Source organism: Acinetobacter sp. 1542444 (assembly GCF_000581835.1).
In the GTDB taxonomy this organism is placed as follows: Bacteria; Pseudomonadota; Gammaproteobacteria; order Pseudomonadales; family Moraxellaceae; genus Acinetobacter; species Acinetobacter pittii.
The window spans coordinates 116,317-136,024 of the sequence record NZ_JEYA01000002.1 but is presented as its reverse complement, the minus strand read 5'-3'; the positions used below and the strand labels follow the sequence as shown (position 1 = coordinate 136,024).

Annotated in this window: 20 protein-coding genes, 1 tRNA gene and 2 pseudogenes; 10 read left to right on the top strand and 13 right to left on the bottom strand. The window is 39.2% G+C overall.

All coding sequences use genetic code 11. The features are described from left to right. Positions 1 to 49 precede the first annotated feature (49 nt). Together J580_RS23030 and J580_RS09685 are read left to right on the top strand one after the other, a co-directional pair. Positions 50 to 179 (top strand): annotated as a pseudogene (locus J580_RS23030) (hypothetical protein). 44 nt (positions 180 to 223) lie between these two features. Then, positions 224 to 1,183, top strand: a complete 960-nt coding sequence (locus J580_RS09685; protein ID WP_000423274.1) for a LysR family transcriptional regulator — start codon at positions 224 to 226, stop codon at positions 1,181 to 1,183. Between the two features lie 49 nt (positions 1,184 to 1,232). Here J580_RS09685 and J580_RS09680 read toward each other — a convergent pair whose 3' ends face one another. The 7 genes from J580_RS09680 to J580_RS09650 form a co-directional block, all read right to left on the bottom strand. Further along, positions 1,233 to 2,114 (bottom strand): SphA family protein, encoded by an 882-nt coding sequence (locus tag J580_RS09680; RefSeq protein WP_032004005.1) that lies wholly within the window; start codon positions 2,112 to 2,114, stop codon positions 1,233 to 1,235. A 185-nt stretch (positions 2,115 to 2,299) separates the two neighbouring features. Continuing rightward, entirely contained in the window at positions 2,300 to 3,361 is a 1,062-nt protein-coding gene (locus J580_RS09675; protein ID WP_032004003.1) for an NADH:ubiquinone reductase (Na(+)-transporting) subunit F, read from the bottom strand. A 14-nt stretch (positions 3,362 to 3,375) separates the two neighbouring features. After that, positions 3,376 to 3,738 carry a phenol hydroxylase subunit P4 gene (locus J580_RS09670; RefSeq protein ID WP_005070265.1) on the bottom strand — a complete coding sequence of 121 codons (363 nt, stop codon included), beginning with the start codon at positions 3,736 to 3,738 and terminating at the stop codon, positions 3,376 to 3,378. A 59-nt stretch (positions 3,739 to 3,797) separates the two neighbouring features. Continuing rightward, positions 3,798 to 5,324: an aromatic/alkene/methane monooxygenase hydroxylase/oxygenase subunit alpha gene (locus J580_RS09665; protein ID WP_032004001.1), complete on the bottom strand. Its 1,527-nt coding sequence runs from the start codon at positions 5,322 to 5,324 to the stop codon at positions 3,798 to 3,800. A 45-nt stretch (positions 5,325 to 5,369) separates the two neighbouring features. After that, positions 5,370 to 5,636, bottom strand: a complete 267-nt coding sequence (locus tag J580_RS09660) for an MmoB/DmpM family protein (protein ID WP_031966460.1) — start codon at positions 5,634 to 5,636, stop codon at positions 5,370 to 5,372. Positions 5,637 to 5,647: 11 nt separating this feature from the next. Then, positions 5,648 to 6,649, bottom strand: coding sequence for an aromatic/alkene monooxygenase hydroxylase subunit beta (locus J580_RS09655; RefSeq protein WP_032004000.1), 1,002 nt, complete (start codon positions 6,647 to 6,649; stop codon positions 5,648 to 5,650). Between the two features lie 21 nt (positions 6,650 to 6,670). Next, positions 6,671 to 6,958: a phenol hydroxylase subunit gene (locus tag J580_RS09650; RefSeq protein ID WP_000193471.1), complete on the bottom strand. Its 288-nt coding sequence runs from the start codon at positions 6,956 to 6,958 to the stop codon at positions 6,671 to 6,673. A gap of 369 nt (positions 6,959 to 7,327) precedes the next feature. Here J580_RS09650 and mobR point away from each other — a divergent pair. Further along, a pseudogene (mobR, locus tag J580_RS0104150) lies at positions 7,328 to 8,997 on the top strand (phenol degradation transcriptional regulator MobR). 56 nt (positions 8,998 to 9,053) lie between these two features. On the opposite strand, the gene J580_RS09645 reads toward mobR, so the two are convergent. Further along, a complete protein-coding gene (locus tag J580_RS09645; protein WP_077164555.1) occupies positions 9,054 to 9,254 on the bottom strand; it encodes a heavy-metal-associated domain-containing protein in 201 nt (66 codons plus the stop codon). 166 nt (positions 9,255 to 9,420) lie between these two features. Between J580_RS09645 and J580_RS09640 the strand changes: the two genes are divergently transcribed. From J580_RS09640 to J580_RS09630, 3 genes are all read left to right on the top strand, one after another. Then, positions 9,421 to 11,892: a heavy metal translocating P-type ATPase gene (locus J580_RS09640; RefSeq protein WP_032003999.1), complete on the top strand. Its 2,472-nt coding sequence runs from the start codon at positions 9,421 to 9,423 to the stop codon at positions 11,890 to 11,892. A gap of 75 nt (positions 11,893 to 11,967) precedes the next feature. Next, entirely contained in the window at positions 11,968 to 12,369 is a 402-nt protein-coding gene (gene cueR, locus J580_RS09635) for a Cu(I)-responsive transcriptional regulator (RefSeq protein WP_001020650.1), read from the top strand. Between the two features lie 27 nt (positions 12,370 to 12,396). After that, positions 12,397 to 12,804: a GFA family protein gene (locus J580_RS09630; protein WP_032003997.1), complete on the top strand. Its 408-nt coding sequence runs from the start codon at positions 12,397 to 12,399 to the stop codon at positions 12,802 to 12,804. 608 nt (positions 12,805 to 13,412) lie between these two features. Here the strand turns inward: J580_RS09630 and J580_RS09625 are convergent. Further along, positions 13,413 to 13,769 carry a four-helix bundle copper-binding protein gene (locus J580_RS09625; RefSeq protein WP_017403103.1) on the bottom strand — a complete coding sequence of 119 codons (357 nt, stop codon included), beginning with the start codon at positions 13,767 to 13,769 and terminating at the stop codon, positions 13,413 to 13,415. 459 nt (positions 13,770 to 14,228) lie between these two features. Continuing rightward, positions 14,229 to 14,558 carry a hypothetical protein gene (locus J580_RS09620; protein ID WP_005070242.1) on the bottom strand — a complete coding sequence of 110 codons (330 nt, stop codon included), beginning with the start codon at positions 14,556 to 14,558 and terminating at the stop codon, positions 14,229 to 14,231. A 440-nt stretch (positions 14,559 to 14,998) separates the two neighbouring features. Here J580_RS09620 and J580_RS09615 point away from each other — a divergent pair, with 440 nt between their 5' ends. After that, the gene (locus tag J580_RS09615) at positions 14,999 to 15,592 is read left to right on the top strand and encodes a LysE family translocator (RefSeq protein WP_005802640.1); all 594 of its coding nucleotides are present in this window, start codon (positions 14,999 to 15,001) and stop codon (positions 15,590 to 15,592) included. 48 nt (positions 15,593 to 15,640) lie between these two features. Continuing rightward, complete coding sequence (locus J580_RS09610) at positions 15,641 to 15,859, top strand: hypothetical protein (RefSeq protein ID WP_016141649.1); 219 nt, start codon at positions 15,641 to 15,643, stop codon at positions 15,857 to 15,859. Positions 15,860 to 16,112: 253 nt separating this feature from the next. Here the strand turns inward: J580_RS09610 and xseB are convergent, their stop codons facing one another. Together xseB and xseA are read right to left on the bottom strand one after the other, a co-directional pair. Next, a complete protein-coding gene (xseB, locus tag J580_RS09605; RefSeq protein WP_032003995.1) occupies positions 16,113 to 16,307 on the bottom strand; it encodes an exodeoxyribonuclease VII small subunit in 195 nt (64 codons plus the stop codon). Beyond that, positions 16,297 to 17,562, bottom strand: coding sequence for an exodeoxyribonuclease VII large subunit (gene xseA, locus J580_RS09600; protein WP_032003993.1), 1,266 nt, complete (start codon positions 17,560 to 17,562; stop codon positions 16,297 to 16,299). Before xseA ends, xseB begins: the two co-directional genes overlap by 11 nt. Positions 17,563 to 17,817: 255 nt before the next feature. On the opposite strand from xseA, the gene J580_RS09595 reads away from it, so the two are divergent. Together J580_RS09595 and J580_RS09590 are read left to right on the top strand one after the other, a co-directional pair. Further along, a tRNA-Met gene (locus tag J580_RS09595) sits at positions 17,818 to 17,894 on the top strand. A gap of 175 nt (positions 17,895 to 18,069) precedes the next feature. Then, complete coding sequence (locus J580_RS09590) at positions 18,070 to 18,303, top strand: hypothetical protein (protein WP_005070233.1); 234 nt, start codon at positions 18,070 to 18,072, stop codon at positions 18,301 to 18,303. A 166-nt stretch (positions 18,304 to 18,469) separates the two neighbouring features. Here J580_RS09590 and J580_RS09585 read toward each other — a convergent pair whose 3' ends face one another. Next, complete coding sequence (locus J580_RS09585; protein WP_032003991.1) at positions 18,470 to 19,141, bottom strand: XRE family transcriptional regulator; 672 nt, start codon at positions 19,139 to 19,141, stop codon at positions 18,470 to 18,472. Positions 19,142 to 19,708 lie beyond the last annotated feature (567 nt).

Here is a 19,708-nt window from a genome sequence, read left to right as displayed (position 1 = left end):
CAAGGTCTTGATATCCTAATATTTTCAATGAAGCGCATGAGTGCGCTGAGTGTTTAACCGTGAATTGATGAAGATGAATCACTGGAAGATTGGCAAGGAGGCTTTTTCACAAAGCAATTCATCACTTCATCGGTTTGTTGCTTGTATATACCTTAAAAGAATGGTTAAACTGTGTCTAAGACTGAATTTGCATTTTTTTATATCTTAAAGGTATGGAAACCTTATGGAACTAAGACATTTACGGTATTTTGTTGCGGTTGTTGAAGAGCAGAGCTTTACAAAGGCAGCCGAAAAACTATTTATTGCTCAACCACCTTTGAGTCGACAGATTCAAAATCTGGAAAGCGAGCTTGGCATTCAACTGTTTGAGCGTGGAAGCCGTCCTTTACAGACAACCCCAGCCGGACATTTCTTTTATCAGCACGCCCTTAAACTTTTGTCGAATGCTGAAGAAATAAAAAGTATGACCAAACGTATTGGTCTCATTGAACGTAGTGTGACGATTGGTTTTGTCGGGTCTTTACTTTATGGTTTGCTACCTCGAATCATTTATTTATTTCGCCAGCAGCAGCCGCATTTGAATATTCAGCTCATGGAGTTAAGTACCACTGAACAACTACAGGCATTAAAAGAAGGACGTATTGATGTTGGTTTCGGGCGTTTAAGAATTAGTGATCCTGCGGTGAGACGTATTCTGCTACGTAAAGAACGCTTGGTGGTTGCTGCGCATACGAGTCATCCGATTGCTCAGCGTACGGAAGGGGTTTATCTGGCCGATCTCATTGATGAAAAGATGTTTATGTATCCCACTTCACCGAAACCCAATTTTTCGACCCAGCTTTTGAATATTTTTGCCGAGCATAGTTTGGTTCCAAAAAATATGCATGAGATACGAGAAATTCAATTGGCTTTGGGCTTAGTTGCAGCGGGAGAAGGGATCTGCATTATTCCAGCAAGTGCCGATACCATTCGATTTCCACACTTAAACTATATTCCGATTTTAGATAACGGCGCGGTCAGCCCAATTTTTATTACAGCACGGGCAATGGACCGAAGTGAAGATTTACAGTCACTATTTGATTGTATTTATCAGGTTTATGACTTAGAAGGGATACCTTATCAACGGACTGTCTTTACACTCGATCAAAACCCGATAGATGATTCAAACGGTATCGATTTTTAAATAACGGAAGTGCATAGCCTCAAAAGTTGAAGCTATGCGTTGATGTGTTTTAGAAAGCCCAAATCAGTTTTAGCCAGCTGGTATGGCCTTCGGGACGATATTCGACTTCGGTTTCTTTTAGAAATTTGGCTTCAATAGACCAGTTCTTATCGGCATATTGAATGCCTGGACCAATTGCAAAAGCCTGTCCTTTAAACCCAATGTCACTTCCGTTTACTTTGTCATCTGTGGTTTGTTTAAAAGCATAGCCTTCAACAGCCACTTTGATTTTTGGGTTAATGCGATAACCCAAGCTATAGTCACCCGCAATGTATTGTCCAGATTGGTAGTCGGTTGCATCGTTACGCGTATTCCAGCTATAAGACAGTTTGGTAGAAAGGTCTAAACCTGCTGCGTTGGCATAACTATAGGCAATAATCGGTCGAATGGTGTGATAGTTTTTCCCAAGATTAGCTTCAACTGGATGTGTTGTACTTGGAGTGTCGTATTCTCCTGTCCCGAGCACAGTTTCTAGGGCTGCAATCCAGTGATGATTTCCTTGATGCCAGCCGAGCACGCCACCCAAAATCAAGTCTCCGAGACCTTGGTTTGAGTCAGCCATTCCATTTACTTTGAGTCTTAGATCAACCAATGGCTGGGCTGCATAAAACCCGAGTTGTCCATCCATAATTTTTTGATCGGTCATCCAGACCAACCGCGGAACCACGGCGTTGACATCAACATGGAACTGGTCGGGACCATTTTGAAACTCTGATGCGTGATAATTTTGATAATAACTGAGTAGATAAACCCCAGCAGGTGGTAAGGCACCCGCCATCATACCTTCGGCACCTAAGGCAAAAGAGTCCGAGCCGTTTTCTGTCGCAAATGCAGAAGGAAGGTAAAGGGCGCTGATTACACCACATATGATTGCAGCAATTTTGTTATTCATAGAATGTCCTATTCTGTGTTGTTTGGCTTGTCACTAAAAACGTTATTCCTTAACGGTCTTTAAAAGTTTGAGTCTGTTTAACCTGTAAACTTGGAATGCAGAACTCCTATGAGCCTTGTATTTTCTTTCGCTAAAGTGCCAATACAAAGCTCATTTGAAAAAGTGGATGATTTAATGGTTTGTCTTTAAATATGTTTGAATAAGGCCGAACGCGATTGTCCAGCAGCGCCATCTGCTGCACTTAAGAACCGTTCAGTGTGAATGTCCCGTTCGAATAAGCGGCTTTGCATGAGTGTTGAAATTGCCGAGTCGATCATGATGGGTGGACCACACAAATATGCTTTGTGTCCACCACATCGATTTTCAAAGTAATCGGCAACAGCCTCGTGCACAAATCCGGTAAATCCAGTCCATTGGTCTTCTGGTTTTGGTGCATTCAGGGCAGGGATATAGCGGAAGTTCGGATAGTCTTTTACGAGCTGTTCAAACAATTCTCGGTTGTATAGCTCTGCCAAGTCTCGTGCTCCTTGGAAGAGGTAAATCGTGCGACTATCTCCAGACTCAAGCAAATCTAAAATCATCGATTGTGGACTTGAAAGACCTGAACCACCCGCAATGAAAATGGCATTTTGATCATCTGACTTGCGTACGAAAAATTGACCATAAGGGCCTGAAATATCAAGCTGATCGCCCGTGGCAAGTTGTTTATGCACATAAGTGGTCGCTGCACCGCTTTCAACTTTACGAATATGCAGCTCAACAATGCCCACTTCACTTGGTGAATTGGCAATTGAAAACGCTCGAGTTCCTTCAATGTTTGGGAACTGGACATTGATATATTGACCAGCTTGGAACTCAATTGGACGATCTAGTTGTAGTCGGATTCCTTTAATGGTTGGCGACAGGTCTTTTATTTCAATGACTGTCGCTTGATAGTCTTGAACCAAATGACCTAAGAAATCTGGGTCTTCATCAACATCGGCTTCAATGATCATGTCGGACTGTGGTTTACAGCAACAGGCAAGCACTTTATTTTCATCACGTTCAATATCCATGAGCGCAAATGGCGAGGCTTCACCAACATCGTAAAAACCGTCGGTGACTTGAACCTTACATGTCCCGCAAGTGCCATGACCACAGGCAAAGGGTAACCAAACGCCTTGACGTAAAGCGGCATCTAAAATGGTTTGGTCTTCTTCTACTTCAATCGTTGTTCCGATCGGCTCAATGGTGACTTGATAACTCATGACACACCTCCGAATTAAACGTAGCTGTCGTTATAGCCATTTAATTCTGGCGTAACGAAACGAAGCAATGACTTATGCCCAAAACCAAGCTCTGCCAAGCTTTGTGTATTCTCTGGATTGATTGTTTGACCATCTAAAGTGTATTGCACTTTTGACCAATCAATTTTGGCAAAATCTGGATGTTGGGCAAAACCACCTGTAATTTGTTGCTCAATCAACTGTCCCAAAGTTTGTTGAGGTGAGGCAAGCATGGCATGCGCTGAGCAAAAAAGTGTGTGATGATCCCAACCCACGTAAAGTAAGAATTGATCGCCATAATTTTTTTGCAGATCAAGCGGTTCAAATTGATAGTTGTTGTGTATTGCGCGAACAGTCATGTTCAATCTCCTTATTTCCGATCAGGCAGCTTGATGACTGCCTGAACAATTCCTTGTGCTTAAGCTGCGTTGCCTTTCCATTTTTTCCAGCGCTGTTGATCTGGTGAACCTTCAATATCCAGATTATCGGCACCGACATTCATGCGGTAATAATCGCGGAGCATGGTTTCGAGGTCACCGCCACCACAGTTGCCTTGCAAAATTTGATTTACAGGTAGCCATGCTTGTATATATTTCTCAGGCTCGCGTTCGAAAATGTCATGACAGCCATCTGAACAGGTGTGGTAGCGTTCGCCTTGGTAGATGCTATGGCGATAACTAAACTGAGTTGGGTCATCACCCATTTCGGTAAAGGTCATTGGAATCTGACAAACCTGACAAAGCTGTGGTAAACCTGCGCTATAGAAGCGTTTACCCTCGGCTTCCATTTTGCGAGCCAGCTCCCATTTTGGACGGTAGTATTTATCGAAAGTTTCTGGATATTTAGCCGATAACCAATCCATTTCTTCGTCAGTTGGAATCCAAGTATGGAAACCGGCAGCATGACCAAAGTTATAGAAAATCCACCATGCCTGATGTGAGACATGCTCTTTTTCTTTCACAATGACATCGCTATATTTCGGCATGCGAATGCCATAACGGCTCAAATCTTTAAATAACGCACCGCCTGCCTGTTCAAAATAAACTTCCCAAGCTTCTTTCCAAGACATCACTTTGTTTGGCAGCATGTAATCCATCATCATGCCCACAATTGAAAGCAAACGCGTCCCACGCCAGAACCATTTATCAATCCATTCCTGCACAATCGGCACATTGTCTTCATGCTGTTCGAGCAAGAATTTTACGATTTCAAGACCAAGCGTCATGTGGCGTGCTTCATCTGACTGCGCACTAAAACCAAAGGTTACGGTTGCCATATCGCCGTTATAAGCTGCCCCCGACATAAACGGCACAAATAGCAAGTTGGTAAGTACATATTCAAAAGCAAAACTAATGGCTAATAAAAACTCGAAAGGGCCAGCAGAACGGGCATCTTCAAAAAATGATTTAGGCACAGACAAATACCAAACGCGGTCATGCATGTGCGCCCAATCCTGAAAACCATCAAAGAACTTGTTGTAATGGCTCATGGCATGAATTTGAGTCTGTACATGACGCAGCTCATCAATCGACTGCATCTGAGAAGCAATACGTGCTCCAATTCCACTAAACTGGCGGCCTACATGGGCATAGCCTTGATAAGCCTGATATTCAAGTGGGGTAACCGCCGTTAAAAAGAGTTTGATCGCATTTAAGTAGCGTTCATTGCTAACATTCATCTGACCATTGTTTTGAGCAAAGGCATCAAAAATGGCATAAAGTTTTTTCTCTTTTTCTGCCTGATATTTCCAGTAAGCATCCATGGTTAAACGGAATGGATCTTCCCATTTAGACCAGTCCGTAATTTTGATGCCTTCAAACTCTTCATAAGGGAAGGCATCTTTACGGTCAGCATAGGAAAAGGCCCAGTCCAGATCACGGGTTAATGCGCGGTAACGATCTTTAGCATTTAATTTTTTGCTGGTTTCTTTCGTTTGAGTTGTCATGATTGATCATCCTTAAATCTTTGTTAAACAACGTCTATGTTGTGATTAATTCCAATGAAGGCGGAAAGTATCGTCATCTTCTTCGACGTTGCCGCCCAGCGTAATCATGTTGAGTTGTAACGATTGGATGTCCCAATCTTGGCCTAGTTTTTCAGATACGGTTTCGGCTTTAATGACCAAATCAGTTTCACTTTCAATTCGGATCATGGCGGGGAAATACTGAATTGAAGCTTCAGGGTTATCTTCTTCAATCGCTTCGATGATGTAGCGTGAAGTATCGTTGTCTTGCAATGCGAGATAGACTTTAGACATGTTGCTTCTCCTTAAGCTTTTGCCAGTTCTGGTTGTAGGCCGAGTTTTTTTGCGCGTTCAATAACGGCATGTTCTGCTTGATCGACTGCATCTGCTGTTAAGGCTGCTGATGCCCAAGGTGTAAAGGCTGCTTTCACTTGAGCTAGAGACTCAGTGAACCATTCATTTAATAGCTGTTTGTTATGATCGGATTCTGCTGCGGCAGTTTTAATGACGGTGTCTGACCACTTACGTAAATCACCTAAAGTGTCTTTCATAAACTCAGTCAGCATGGCTAAGTCGCGAGCATTTTGAGTGACTAACCACTGATCAAACTGTTGATAGACAAGCTCTGTCACAAAGCCGTCAATCACAAGGTTTTGTAATAAGAAAAGTTTGAAGTAGTCTTGCTCGGTGAGGCTTTCTTCACACAAACGTCGTAAGCCTTGCCATGCAGGATGTTGCATCCAAGCCTGTTTTGCCTGTTGTAATGAATCTCCGCTATTACCATCTAAAGCTAAGCCAATCCGTGAGATGTACTGCGCTATCCCTAAATGATCCATTGCGGCATAAATACAAGCTTGGGTTAGCACGGTGCCATAACCATAGGCACTGCCAGACATCATGTGTAAGTTTGCAGTTTGTTCAATGTGGCGAAATGGCAATAGGCACTCAATGACCTTAGCTTTGACTTCGTCAGACAAATGTTCTGCAAGCTGACGTTTTTCAAAAAAAGCAAAATTACTTTCGGCGGTGTCTTGTAACCGCGCACGGTGTTGAACATAAGTTCCATAATAGAATTGACGTGGATCTTTAAATGCATACCAATCTTGCATTTGCAGGGCAGTATGGGTTTTATCATTTAAGGTCTTTTCAGGTTTCCACAAAGGACGATAGTGAAAGTTAGTTTCTGCCTGTACATCAAAACTTACTTCTTGATATCGAGTTGCTGGCTTACTACCAAATCGTCTTTCGATATAGGCGTAGTTCTGGCGAATAGGTTCGACATTTGATGTCTTGATTTCTAAAGTCATGGCTTTATCTCCTTATATTTTTTACATTTGATCATCGTGATCGTTGCTATTACGTTGCGTGCCGACTAAGGTTGCTTCAGTGCCATAGCGCCATTTTTCTTCCTGAGCATCATTAAAAGCTTGCTGTTCTTGGGTCATTTCAACCACTTGATTGGTCTTACAAAAATCATTAAATGCATGTTTAGGCAAAACCAGTTCCACAAATAGACTTGGGTCGTGAATGGCAAAATCGAACTCAATAAACTCTGCATTTAAGTCGCCAGTGACTCGAATATATTTGGTTAATGCTTCGACTTGAGGTTGCGTCATGCTGTACTCCATCAAGACATGGTCTTGAAATTGGTGAATGCTCCTTGCTCTCGCTATAAGCTTTACAAAAGCTATGCCAACTTTATTTTTATAATTAAAAACAATTGCTTAGAATTTTTATTAAAAGTGCAGCATTTTTAAAATTCACCATTTCATTAATTTTTTTGAATGGTGAAATAGAGATATTCATGATTTGATGAAAAGGGCCGTAAAAATTTCTTTTTAGATTTTTTTAGGCTTTAAATGGAGAGATTTAGAAATACTTTTTTAGTATGAAGTTATGTCTTTAAGGTACTAGGACATTTATCTGGTTCTTCGATAAGATGAGATAAAACCCAAATGTGTTTAATGGATTAAAACAGATCACTCATGGCTCGAGTAAAATACGATACAACGGGACGATACGCAGATCATCCGCAAGAAATTCACGATTTGCTGTCTAAATTGCACTTTGATACTGCCCACGGCCAAATCTGGTTTGATGAATATCGGATGCTGCTTTTACACACCAGCATTATGGGATATTTGCGTAAAGACTTAGCGCACATGATTGGACTTGAGCGGACTAAGCGTTTCTTTATTCGTTTAGGTTATCAAGCTGGGTTAAAAGATGCAGAAGTTACAACAAAAATGCGTCCCGATTTAAATGAACACGATGCTTTTATGGCGGGGCCACAAATGCATGCGGTTCGTGGGATGGGCAAGTACAGACCAACCAGCTCAATTTAAGCCACGATAAAAAACAGTTTTATGCCGATTTAAATTGGCTCAATTCTTTTGAAGCCGATGTGCATTTAGAGCATTTTGGCCCAAGTGATGAACCTGCGTGCTGGATGCTTCTGGGTTATGCGTGCGGCTACAGTAGTTTTGCGACGGGCATGACCATTATTTATCAAGAAATAGAGTGTAAAGCTTGCGGCGATGAGCATTGCCGTATTATTGGTAAGCCTTTAGAAGAGTGGGAAAATGCTGATGAACTGATTCAGTTCATGTCTCCCGAACCCATGGAAAAAGAACTGATTGCGTTGCAGGCTGAACTTTTTGAACTTAAAAAATCAATTTATAGCGACAGTGAAGCCGATTACCAATTATTTAGTTCTGTGGGTAAGTCAGCATCTTATAAACAGGTCTGTGCATTATTAACAAAAGCAGCAGGTTCGAAAGTTTCTATTTTGCTACAAGGCGAAACCGGCGTTGGTAAAGAAGCTTTTGCTCGAGGAGTTCATGAAAATAGCCAAAGAAAAGAGCAACCTTTTATTGCAGTAAACTGTGCAGCGATTCCACCAGAGTTAATTGAGTCTGAGTTATTTGGGGTAGAAAAAGGGGCTTATACAGGAGCGCATCAATCTCGCTTGGGGAAGTTTGAACGAGCCAATGGTGGTACGATTTTTTTAGATGAAGTGATTGAGCTTTCTCCTCGTGCACAAGCAGCACTATTACGCATTTTGCAGGAAGGTGAATTTGAGCGAGTCGGAGATTCACAGACACGTATTTTAGATGTCCGTGTAATTACAGCAACCAATGAAGATCTTGAGCAGGCTGTAAAAACAGGGCGATTTCGGGCGGATTTATATTATCGCTTAAATATTTTCCCAGTGCAGATCCCGCCTTTGCGAGAGCGCCGTGAAGATATTCCTTTATTGGTTGAACACTTTCTTCATCGCTTTGAAAAAATGTACGGCAAAACCATTCAGGGTGTAAGTGAAAAGACCAAAGTTTTTATGCAGCAATATGAATGGCCGGGAAATATTCGTGAGTTGGAAAACTTATTAGAAAGGGCTGTTTTATTAACGGATGATCAGCAGCTGATTAAGTTAAATGCCATTTTCCCACAGATCAAGCATGACCCTGAGCAGGCTGTAGTTGTTGAAACTGACTTTGAGCAATTATTAAAGGCAGAGTTTAATTTAGAAGAACACGAGAAGCAGTTAATTTTAACGGCTTTAAAAAAGGCAAATCATAATGTGTCTGAAGCGGCACGTTTATTGGGAATATCTCGGGCAGCATTAGATTATCGAATTAAAAAATTTCAGCTTTGAGCCAATATCAACAAACACAAAATAAAGGCCTAACTTTAAACGTTAGGCCTTATTGATTATTGCACTTTCGCTGGGAAACCATCTTCTTCAAGTGCTTCGGTAATTTTATCAACGCTTTCACTGCTTTCAACAGTCACGATTTTGGTTGCTAAATCTACATCTACTTTTGCATTTGGGTCGATGTCTTGAATCGTCGCAGTCACGCCACGAGCGCAGCCACCACAAGTCATATTTTCAATAAGTAGTTTCATGTTCATACTCCATCAAGAATGAGATGTTTGTTTGGATAACACTGAGTCTAAACCTTGTCATGATTGTAAGGTCAAGACCAAATTTTTAAAAAAATATGCTTGACCTTCCCATGATGGGAATCTGTATGCTCAATACAGAATATTAAATTTTGCAGATTTGCAGAGGTGTTTGATGGACTCAAAAACCACAAAATTGCCAGCATATAGTGAAACGCTCTCGATTGAGGGCATGACTTGTGCCTCCTGTGTAGGACGTGTCGAAAAAGCACTTAAGAAAGTTGAAAATATTGAGATTGCCAATGTTAATTTGGCAACAGAAAAAGCGGTTGTTTATTCAAATCAACCAATCCAGCGCGAAGTACTGGTTAAAGCAGTTGAACGAGCAGGTTATGATGTTCCCAAAGCTGCGCCAGTTGAGTTGTCTATTGAGGGCATGACCTGTGCATCTTGTGTTGCACGTGTAGAAAAAGCCCTTAAAAAAGTAGACGGCGTTCAACAAGCTACGGTTAACTTAGCAACAGAGCAGGCTTGGGTACAAGCAGATGCATCAGTCAATGTTGAAGACTTAATTCGCGCTGTTAAAAAAGCAGGTTACGACGCTAAAGCATCTGAAAAAAATCAAGATGAGCAACTCGATAAAAAAGCATCAGAGTTAGATCAGCTTAAAAAAAATTTGATCATTTCGATTGTGTTGGCCTTACCTGTGTTTATTTTGGAAATGGGTTCACATCTCATTCCAGCTTTTCACATGTGGATCATGGACACGATTGGCCAATACAATAGCTGGCTTTTACAGTTTGTTTTGACCACATTAGTACTCATTTTTCCTGGTCGCCGTTTTTATCAAAAAGGGATTCCAGCCCTATGGCGTTTAGCACCAGATATGAACTCGTTGGTTGCTGTTGGCACTTTGGCTGCCTACAGTTTCTCAGTCGTAGCAACTTTTATACCGCAGGTTTTACCACAAGGCACGGTTAATGTTTACTTTGAAGCGGCTGCCGTTATTGTCAGTTTAATTTTACTCGGACGTTATTTTGAAGCCAAAGCTAAAGGACGTACTTCGCAAGCGATTCAACATTTGGTAGGAATGCAGCCTAAAACAGCCCGTATTCAACGTGACGGTCAAGTGGTTGAAGTTGCTGTTGCTGAAGTGGTCAGTGGAACTATCGTAGAAATTCGTCCGGGTGAACGTGTGCCAGTCGATGGTGAAGTGGTTGAAGGGCACAGCTACATTGATGAATCTATGATTACGGGTGAACCTGTCCCAGTCGAAAAAGTAGTGGGACAACAGGTGGTCGGTGGTACGGTCAATCAAAACGGAACACTGAACATTCGGGCAACCGCAGTGGGTAGCTCATCTGTACTTTCACAAATTATTCGTATGGTTGAACAAGCCCAAGGTTCTAAACTTCCGATTCAGGGCTTAGTCGATAAAGTCACCATGTGGTTTGTACCTGTAGTGATGTTAATTGCTGCAATTACTTTCTTGGTTTGGTTTATTTTTGGGCCAGAACCTGCGCTCACTTTTGGATTGGTGAATGCCGTTGCAGTACTGATTATTGCATGTCCTTGTGCGATGGGACTTGCAACACCAACTTCTATTATGGTCGGTACTGGACGTGGTGCCGAGTTAGGTGTCTTGTTCCGTAAAGGCGAAGCTTTGCAGCTTTTACAAGAAGCGCAAGTAGTTGCAGTTGATAAAACGGGCACACTCACCGAAGGCAAACCGACACTGACTGACTTTAATGTGCAATCTGGCTTTGAACGTAAACAAGTGCTGACTTTAGTGGCTTCGGTCGAAGCTAAGTCTGAACACCCGATTGCTCTCGCGATTGTTCAAGCAGCAGAAAATGAAGGCCTAAACCTATTACCAGTAACAGCATTTAACTCGATTACAGGTTCAGGTATTGAAGCGGAAGTTTCAGGCCAAAAAGTACAAATTGGTGCAGATCGTTATATGCACCAACTTGGTTTAGATACCAGCTCATTCCAAGCGATTGCTGCTCAGTTAGGTGAAGAAGGTAAAACACCGCTTTATGTTGCTATCGATCAGAAACTTGCAGCAATTATTGCCGTGGCAGATCCAATTAAAGAAACAACCTATGCTGCGATTGAGGCCTTGCATCAATTAGGCCTCAAGGTTGCCATGATTACAGGAGACAACCGTCATACGGCGCAAGCAATTGCCAAAAAGCTGAACATTGACGAAGTTGTGGCAGAGGTTTTACCCGAGGGCAAAGTGGACACAGTCCGCCAACTGCAAAAACAGTATGGGCGCTTAGCTTTTGTTGGTGATGGTATTAACGATGCACCAGCCTTGGCGCAAGCAGATGTCGGTTTAGCTATTGGTACAGGAACAGATGTTGCCATCGAAGCAGCTGATGTTGTGCTCATGTCAGGTAGTTTAAAAGGCGTACCGAATGCAATTGCATTAAGTAAAGCCACCATGCGAAACATACGTCAAAACCTGTTCTGGGCATTTGTATATAACGTAGCCCTAATTCCAATTGCAGCAGGGGCATTATATCCAGCATTTGGTGTGTTACTTTCACCGATGTTTGCAGCAGGCGCGATGGCACTTTCTTCGGTCTTTGTTTTAGGCAATGCATTACGCTTAAAACGCTTTCATGCGCCAGTAGAGTAAGCGTGCTGAAAATCAACTTTTGGTTTAAGATCATGACAGCAGGTCTTAAACCAAATTTAATATTTGAGGTGTGAGATGAATATCGGTCAGGCATCCAAACATTCGGGCATTTCGGCGAAAATGATTCGCTACTATGAAGAAATCGGTTTACTTGAAGCAGCTCAGCGTTCTGCTTCTGGCTATCGCATCTATTCAGAAACAGACCTTAAAACTTTAAACTTTTTAAAGCATGCTCGAGAGTTAGGTTTTTCATCTGAACAGATGAAAGAGCTTATTTCACTTTGGAAAAATACTGATCGGCATAGTGCAGAGGTGAAAGCCTTAACCGTCAAACACATTGCCGAATTAAAGCAAAAAATTGCCCACCTACAAGAAATGGTTAATATTTTGCAGGCTTCTGCCGATGATTGCTGTGGCGACCAACAGGCTTCTTGTGCCATTTTAGATCATATTGAAAAAGGGGTGGGTGTAAGCTAAATCCCATAAAAATAAAAAGGTAAAATCATGATTTATACAGCTTCTTGTCTTTGTAATGGTGTTCAACTCAGCATTAATGCTGAATTAAATCCCATTATGGTTTGTCATTGTAAGCAATGCCAAAAAGCACAAGGGGCTGCTTTTGCTGCCATCACTCAAGTACAAAAAAGTGATTTAAACATTGTGCAGGGTGAAAACCGGTTACAGGCTTATTTTGCATCACCTAATAAAAAGAGAGTGTTCTGTAAAACTTGTGGTTCACCGATCTGGAGTGAACGTCTAGATAAGCCAGAAGTGGTACGCCTGAGGGTCGGACTTATTAATGAAGAAATATCGACGCCAGTCATCTCTCATGCTTTTGTCAATTCACAAGTGAAGTGGTATCCAATTTGTGATGACGCTCGCCAATATCCAAATGGGGTAGAAAACCCTTAAATATTAAGGATAGATCGTATTTTGTTCATTTGTAAAAAAACGTGAACAAGACTAGTCATGAATAAATAATGTGCTATAACTGTACCTAAGGTAATCGTAATATCTCCTCGATCCACAGGGAAACTTGGGACAGGGCAAAAGATACGATAAGACCTTACATATAGCTAGCAAAGAGCAAACAAGAGTTGGATAGACACAACGCTTACATTGCTCACCGTTGCAGAAAAGCCCGTGAAACGGGCTTTTTTAATGCCTGTAAAAAAGCTATTTCTTATTTGGAAATATCTTATACTTTTAAACTATTTATGAAAAAGTAATGTAAAAATAATAAAATATTTCAAATATACAGACTTTTCTGTATTGCAATTTATTTTTATTAAGGGTACATTTGGTTAACGGTTTAAAGTTCAAGTTTAATAATGAACTCATGGTCGTTGTGGGAGATCTAAGAGCCTGCATTTTCCCCAAGATGCGGGTTTTTTTTATGCCTGTAAAAAAGTAAAAATTGTAATCAGCTTAAATAAAAAATATCTAATTTACTGTTATCTAAAATATTTTAATTAGCCTACGATCTAAAGATTGCGTAGGCTTAAAGTTGTGAATACCACTTAGGAACGATATGCCAGACAAGCTTGTGCGCAAGCAAGACATGCTTTAGCACAAACTTGGCAGTGTTCGTGGTCATGTTTACTGCATTCTGCTGCACAAAGTTGACAAGCGTTCGCACAAAGTTGCATGGCTGATTCTGCTAGTTCAGAGTTTCTTAGTTCTAAAGACGTACAAAGTTGGCAGGTTTCTACACATGTCATGCAATGCTTAATACATTCACGCATCATACTTACATGTTCTTCTTGCAAACATGCTGCTGCACATGTTTTGCAGGCAATCATACATTCAATGCAGGCTTGAATTGAGGTAGAGGTATTACAAAATAAAGAAGAGTTGGTTTCTTGTTGAGTTTCCATAAAAGTTCTCCTGTCGAAGACTATTATTAAAAAACAGAATATTGTTATCTCTTTTCATTTTATAAAATCATTTGTTTGCTAGGTGAGTTTGAAATGAAAGGTCTACAAACGCTCAATAGGGTTTAACCTCGTATAAGAATGTTACATCTAGCTAATTCAGTTATAAATTTCAAAACTACTTGTCTAGTATTAGATTTAAAATTTGATTCGATATAATACTTTTGGCTAATTTCTTATTGTGTGAAAATTGTGCAAATTATCAGTGTGAACTTTAAGGGCACACGAAATGGAAAACGTTAATCAATTTGCTCACGGAGCTGAGCATGAAGTCCACATACATTGCAAACGATCATTAAGCACTTTAATACTGAGTATGCTCGTATTAATTACAACTGGTCGTTAAAAGAAAAAGCACCTGAGGGTGCTTTTTCTATATGAGTTTAAAGTAAATACCTTTAATTAAGAGTCTATAAAGCCACGCCGTTTTTTGTAGGCTTTACGGTCATAAGAAGGGATGTTTGATTGCTGGAGATCAATCGCGAGTTGTTTCTTGCGTTGAAACTGGACTTCACTTAGAAGAGCAGCATAAATTTTGGGACGATCAGTTTTAAACTTTTCTACATCCAACGGAATCGTATCTTCATTCTTAACAATGTACAGCACAGAGCCATTGCCATTCGTTTCATAAACCGTCCAACCAACTCGTACGATGTAGAGTCCGGTTTTCTGATTCTTACCTAAATAAGATTTAAAACCATCTGGATGAGGGCGAACATAAGCATTCATCATGCATCCTCCATCATCTGATTTATTTGATGAAAGCGACAATCAAAGAATTGATGGGGAACGGGACATCATATTCAGTAAAATCACGATTTCTAGTTGTTTATATATTGATCAATTTCCAAATTTCAAGTCAGAAAAAAGCGTTTATTAAATAAGCTGAATAAGAAATAAATATTAAAAATAACGGCTTATTTTTCTGTGAAAAAAGCTTGATTTAATTGTTTAGCGAGCATAAAAAATAGCGCTTATTCTATGTTTCTGTGATCGATTTTGCATATTTAAAATTATTGAAATAGTAAGTGAATTTGTAGTCAGGTGGAGTTAATTGTTTGTTTTAAAATTAAAAAAATAAACTTCAATATTTCTTGTTACAACCATTATGTCGACAATAGATATTCCTTTTTGACATATTTCGCCTAGCATAATTAAAGAGTTCGTTGCCTATGGTATCATTTATGTTTATTGGACTTGTGGTCACCATTTTGTTGACTCCAGGCCCAACAAATACATTGTTAGCCTCGGCTGGAATACAAGCAGGGGTGAAGCAGTCTCTTAAACTTATTCCTGCTGAAGTGATGGGTTATCTCATTGCAATTACTTCATGGGGTGTTTTGCTTGAGTCAGTTTCACATTTTATCCCTTGGCTTCCTGCCTTATTAAAGTTAATAAGTGCAACTTTTATTCTCTACCTTGCATTTAAACTTTGGATAACATCAACAAATGACATCAAATTAGACAGCCCACTAATTACGCCTAAGGCTTTATTTGTTGCAACACTTTTAAATCCTAAAGCTTTACTCTTTGCTTCTGCTATTTTTCCACATGCAGCATGGGAAGTGCTTCACGTTTATTTTGTGCATATTGCTATTTTTTTATCATTAATTACACCCATTGCATTTTTATGGATTGCTTTTGGAACCGTATTAATTTCAAACAAAGTAACTTGGTTAAACCAACGTAATTTACAACGGACGGCTGCATTTATTTTAACTTTTTTTGCGATGCCAATCGGCTATTCTGCGATTAGCTCATTTTAAACTTAACCATTTATTTATATTAAAAAATTTATTTTTCAGGAGATTTTCATGACAAGATTAAAAGTAATTATCAAGGACCAGTTTGATAAAGAATCAATTGCTTTGGCAAAAGTTAGACCCATGAATGACCATGCGCTTGAGCTTCATAAAAGCGTTGAACATATTGAAATTAATGATGATATTATTTTACCTAATATGGATTTGCTCTATGAAAACCCTAAAGATGGCAAAATTTATCAGTTAATTGGCCCATTCAGTGAGGAATAACTCTTAAATTAAATTTAACAATAACCATGAGCAGAGTTTGTATTTTGTATGGTCTTAATAGAAGTCATTTAGTTAAGAGATGGTGAAAATTAAGCCAAACTAACGTATAGACACAATTAAAATATTGAACATCTAAAATGGTTATGGGACTATGCCTGTGTAAAAATGTGACCTAATCCACATTTTTGCATTTCAGGATTAAGTGGATTTCACTAAGCCCATTCCTTCAATGAGAAGTAGGAGTGGGCTTTTTTTATTCTTTAAATGTCTCATCTAGAGCTTGTTGAACGGCTTCAATACGTGACTTGCATGCTTTATAAGCCGTAATAGATTCTTCAACAATTTTCATTAAATTATCGATATCCGGGTTTTCCTGAGATTCAAGTAATTCGGCATTTTTCTTCAAAATGTCATGACCCTCTTTAAACGTTAATTCTTCATTCTTCATTTGGAATTACCTGCGTAATGTTGGCTTCAACCACACCATCTTGCATCTCAATAGCAAGGGCGGGGCTTGAAATTTGGTGTATAGAGCGAATCGCTTTTCCTTCTGATCTAACAATTGCATAGCCCTTGGCCTGAACCTGTTTCGGGTTTTGCAAAAGAATTTCTTTCATCAAAGATTCGATTTGGGCTAATGAAAATTTAACTTGTTGCTGAGAACTAAACTGAATACGTTCTTTCATCTGGTCAAGCAAACGATGTGCCGAGCTAAGTTGATTCTGTGCGGATGACTTAATCTGATGAAGCAGCTGATCATTCTTGCTTTGATAGGTCGTGATTTGATGCTGAGAAAGAAGCTTAATAGTTTGCAGGCTATCTACTGCTTCTTGTACGCGTTCAACAATGTGGTTTCGGATACCAGCAATCACTTTACTGGGTGTATCAAATGAGCGATGCGCAATTTCATCAAGAATAGTACGGTCTTTTTCATGCCCGATGCCTACCCAAATGGGTACAGTGCGTTTGCAAAGGAGGGCGGCAAGTTCATAATCATTTAAATAAGCTAAATCATTCACCGATCCACCACCGCGAATAATCACAATCAAATTAGGTGGAAAGCTAAACGCGCTGGCCCATTGTCTTAAACCTGAAGCTAAAGATTCAATCAAACTGGTTGCAGCCGTGTTTCCTTGAAAAGTAGCGGTGTGATACACAAAATGACAAACCCCATTTCGCTCAAGTGCATCTGCATCTTTTTTAAAGTCACCAAGGCCTGCAGCATTTTGAGGAGCAATGACTAAAACATTTTGAATATCAAAAGGAGTGGGAAGAAGTTTATTTTTATGGATTAAACCTTCTTGAGTAAGTCGTTCAATAATTTGCTGATAACGTTTAGCAATTTCACCCAATGTAAAGCTTGAGTCAATCTCTTCAATGTTGACCGAAAATCCATATTGAGGATCAAAACGTGCTCTAATTTTGATGAGTACATTTAAATCACTTGAAATCTCAATCCCAGTTTCACGTTCGAACTTTAAAACAATTTTACTCGCTGAAAATTTCCAGATTGTGGCTTTACAGCTGGCAATAACTTTATCAGTCTCTGCATCTTTTTCTGCGAGCTCTAAATAGTAATGACCGCCCTTAATATTTAAATTTCGAATTTCTGCTTTTACCCAAACTGGCTCATCAAAAGCCACACGTATGACTTCCTGAACTGTGCCGAGATATTCACTAAGGGAAAACTGAGGTTCAGACATACGAACTAAAAATTAAAGGGCCAAACTAGATAGTATAAAAGCCATCCAACCAAGGCAATTGTTGTCTATGAATATCGGGTTCTATTTAAAATAAATACAACAATTTAAAGAATTAAAAATTGAAATTGATAGGTGAATTTAGACTGAATGGTTAAAATGAAAAAATAATAAAAAGAGAATTGTTAATAATTACAACCGATTAAAAAATAAAGTTTGCTTTATAAAATATATGAGCGTATAAAGCTTACTTCCAATTGCGGGGTGGAGCAGTCTGGTAGCTCGTCGGGCTCATAACCCGAAGGTCGTTGGTTCAAATCCGACTCCCGCATCCAAAAATATTATGCTCTGTGATGTACCACTTTTCATAATACGAAAATTATGAAAAGCAATTAGCTTATAAATAACCCTATATAAAGCTAAATATTAAATTCTAGACGAAATGTCCATACCCTAAATCTAGCGTTCTAATTACATACCGTAAAATCACATGAGCTCAGTGATGAGTGAATGATTGTGAATATAGTAAATGAGTGGCACATTGCCACAGCCGTAAATGGCAACGAAATTAATGTGAGGATTGTTCCTCATGTGCGTAAACAAAACTCTCTCGATGGATATCGTTGGGTCGAAGTTGGTAAAAAAATTCAACTTCAATCTGGTGAAGAAATTGAGTTAAACCAAGATGGTAAAAGCTTCTATACCGGGTTTAATCAACTTTATCGTTTAAATACATATTGTTGATAAAACCATGGTAATAAAGCGAGAGAACCTATCTCTTTTAAAGGAGATAGGTTTTTTTATGTCTATACGTTATATAAATAATGTTATATAAATAATTAAAGTTATAAAAAGGCTGAAAGGATTAAAAAAGCTCGTATTATTATTTTAATTATATTTAATAACTAAATTAGCCTGCTCGCCAGAACTGTCGCCCCATAACCTTAAAGTTTTTACCGTTCTCTTCAGTGACACGTCGATCTCTAAATTTTTCATTTAAACTGTGCAAAATTAAAGAACCATCTGCCTCTTTAAAAATCTGTTTAATCATTCCTTCACCGGCAAAGTAAACCGCATAAATCTCGCCATCAATGACTTCAGTCTGTGAGATATCAATGCCGACCAAATCTCCATCTTTAATGTAGTCGGTCATGCTGTCGCCTTTAGCTTTAATAATACGCATGCATTCTTGTGCAACACGTTTTTCTTTAAAGAATGAAGTAGGGAATGGAATTTTTCCATTAATAGCATCAAAGTGAAATTCAATAGATTCGCCGGTCCCGCAAGAAAAGTTAGCTTCTACAACTTCAATCCAAACATATTGATCGGTAGATTCTGCACTCACCACAGTCGGGCTAAATACATCACTTTCTCTAAAAGAGTCTTCAGTATTCCCAGTCGTTAACCAATAACCATCCACTCCTAAAAATTGGGCAATTAAAGGAAGAAATGCAGATTTTAAATTTTTCCCTGACTCTAAAGCCTGATAGGCAGGTTGTGACATCTTTACAGCTTCTGCCACTTCAGCCTGAGTTTTTTTGGCTTTAATTCTAGAGTCTTTTAAACGGTCTTTAAGAGCCATAATGGTTACACCAGTAAACTTATAACAAATATATAACTTAAGTTATATAGAGTAAAACAACTATAGTTATTGACTAATAATAACTATAGTTATAATATCAGTTATATCTCAAGATGAATAGAGAAAATTTAAGTGGTGCCTAAGTCACTATTTATCGCTTTATCAAAGCTTTGAGATGGAAGCTAAATTTATTTTGTTTCTAGAGGTAGCAGAATAAAAGGGAGATAGCTGAATTATTATTTGCAAACAGGCTATCAAAACAAAAATTGGAATAAAAAAAAGCCCGATTCCGTGGATCAGGCTTAATGTTCGTCGATAAAGGGTATCAAGAACATGAAGAATTTAACAAAGATTGTGAGACCTAACAAAAGTTTCCGATATACGGCAAAGCCTTATATGAACTTTTTGGTCAAAAAATTAAGGCGTGTAAAAAGCTTAAATCCACAAAATTTAATACTTTTTTACATTTTTAGAAAAGGAAATATTTATTTATAAATTAGTGGCTTAATTGCAGATAGTTTGGTTCTTTATGATTGTTGTACCAGATGAAACGTTTTGAACACACAT

Bases quoted from the DNA above. Each gene is read 5' to 3' on its own strand.
- J580_RS09610 (WP_016141649.1), top strand. From the start codon at position 15,641: ATGACAAGATTAAAAGTAATTATCAAGGACCAGTTTGATAAAGAATCA.
- J580_RS09665 (WP_032004001.1), bottom strand. From the start codon at position 5,324: ATGACAACTCAAACGAAAGAAACCAGCAAAAAATTAAATGCTAAAGAT.
- cueR (WP_001020650.1), top strand. From the start codon at position 11,968: ATGAATATCGGTCAGGCATCCAAACATTCGGGCATTTCGGCGAAAATG.
- J580_RS09655 (WP_032004000.1), bottom strand. From the start codon at position 6,649: ATGACTTTAGAAATCAAGACATCAAATGTCGAACCTATTCGCCAGAAC.
- J580_RS09660 (WP_031966460.1), bottom strand. From the start codon at position 5,636: ATGTCTAAAGTCTATCTCGCATTGCAAGACAACGATACTTCACGCTAC.
- J580_RS09645 (WP_077164555.1), bottom strand. From the start codon at position 9,254: ATGAACATGAAACTACTTATTGAAAATATGACTTGTGGTGGCTGCGCT.
- J580_RS09680 (WP_032004005.1), bottom strand. From the start codon at position 2,114: ATGAATAACAAAATTGCTGCAATCATATGTGGTGTAATCAGCGCCCTT.
- xseA (WP_032003993.1), bottom strand. From the start codon at position 17,562: ATGTCTGAACCTCAGTTTTCCCTTAGTGAATATCTCGGCACAGTTCAG.
- J580_RS09620 (WP_005070242.1), bottom strand. From the start codon at position 14,558: ATGATGAATGCTTATGTTCGCCCTCATCCAGATGGTTTTAAATCTTAT.
- J580_RS09585 (WP_032003991.1), bottom strand. From the start codon at position 19,141: ATGGCTCTTAAAGACCGTTTAAAAGACTCTAGAATTAAAGCCAAAAAA.
- J580_RS09625 (WP_017403103.1), bottom strand. From the start codon at position 13,769: ATGGAAACTCAACAAGAAACCAACTCTTCTTTATTTTGTAATACCTCT.
- J580_RS09630 (WP_032003997.1), top strand. From the start codon at position 12,397: ATGATTTATACAGCTTCTTGTCTTTGTAATGGTGTTCAACTCAGCATT.
- J580_RS09590 (WP_005070233.1), top strand. From the start codon at position 18,070: ATGATTGTGAATATAGTAAATGAGTGGCACATTGCCACAGCCGTAAAT.
- xseB (WP_032003995.1), bottom strand. From the start codon at position 16,307: ATGAAGAATGAAGAATTAACGTTTAAAGAGGGTCATGACATTTTGAAG.
- J580_RS09670 (WP_005070265.1), bottom strand. From the start codon at position 3,738: ATGACTGTTCGCGCAATACACAACAACTATCAATTTGAACCGCTTGAT.
- J580_RS09685 (WP_000423274.1), top strand. From the start codon at position 224: ATGGAACTAAGACATTTACGGTATTTTGTTGCGGTTGTTGAAGAGCAG.
- J580_RS09615 (WP_005802640.1), top strand. From the start codon at position 14,999: ATGGTATCATTTATGTTTATTGGACTTGTGGTCACCATTTTGTTGACT.
- J580_RS09650 (WP_000193471.1), bottom strand. From the start codon at position 6,958: ATGACGCAACCTCAAGTCGAAGCATTAACCAAATATATTCGAGTCACT.
- J580_RS09640 (WP_032003999.1), top strand. From the start codon at position 9,421: ATGGACTCAAAAACCACAAAATTGCCAGCATATAGTGAAACGCTCTCG.
- J580_RS09675 (WP_032004003.1), bottom strand. From the start codon at position 3,361: ATGAGTTATCAAGTCACCATTGAGCCGATCGGAACAACGATTGAAGTA.